General features: G+C 66.3%; 1 protein-coding gene. It reads left to right on the forward strand.

Translation table 11 applies throughout. The features are described 5' to 3' along the window. On the forward strand, positions 1-949 hold a 949-nt coding region (locus EN939_RS35870), incomplete at both ends, for a translation initiation factor IF-2 N-terminal domain-containing protein (RefSeq protein WP_127272022.1).

Genomic DNA, 949 nt, shown 5'->3' on the forward strand with positions numbered 1-949 from the left:
GCGCTCGAGGGCTCGAAGGTTCGCGAGGTCGAGGACCGCCAGCGCGCCGCCGAGGATGCCAAGCGTCGCGCCGAGGACGAAGAGCGCCGCAAGCGCGAACGCGATGAATCCGCACGCCGCCAGGCCGAGGAAGAGGCGCGGTTGCAGACCGAGGCCGAATCCCGCCGTCGGGCTGAGGAAGAGGCGCGTCGCCGCGCGCCATTGGCTGCCGAACTGGCAACAGTCGATGACGAGGAAGTGGCCAAGCCGAAGCGGGTTGGCGCCGGCGCACCGGTGCGCCGTCCGGTCACGCCCGAAGTGGCGCGTCCGGCCAAGCCGACCAAGGCCGAGGAAGACCGCCGCCGCGGCAAGCTGACGCTGAATTCAGCATTGTCCGACGAAGACGCGCGAGCCCGTTCGCTGTCGTCGATGCGTCGCCGCCAGGAAAAATTCAAGCGCGCGATGCACAATGAGCCGCGCGAGAAAGTCATGCGCGAAGTGATCCTGCCAGAGACCATTACGATCCAGGAACTGGCGCAACGCATGTCCGAGCGCGCGGTCGACCTGGTCAAGTTCTTCATGAAGCAGGGCCAGATCCTGAAGCCGGGCGACGTCATCGATGCCGACACGGCCGAGCTGGTTGCTACCGAATTCGGCCACACGGTCCGCCGCGTCGCCGAGTCCGACATCGAGGAAGGCCTGTTCAACATCGCCGACAATGCCGAGGACCTGGTTTCGCGTCCGCCGGTCGTGACGATCATGGGTCACGTCGATCATGGCAAGACCTCGCTGCTCGACGCGATCCGCAACGCCAATGTCGTCTCCGGCGAAGCCGGCGGCATCACCCAGCATATCGGCGCCTACCAGGTCGAGAAGAACGGTCACAAGATCACCTTCATCGACACGCCCGGCCACGCCGCCTTCACGGCGATGCGTGCTCGTGGCGCCCAGGCGACCGACATTGCCATCC

This window comes from Mesorhizobium sp. M7A.F.Ca.CA.002.05.1.1, assembly GCF_003998335.1.
In the GTDB taxonomy this organism is placed as follows: Bacteria; Pseudomonadota; Alphaproteobacteria; order Rhizobiales; family Rhizobiaceae; genus Mesorhizobium.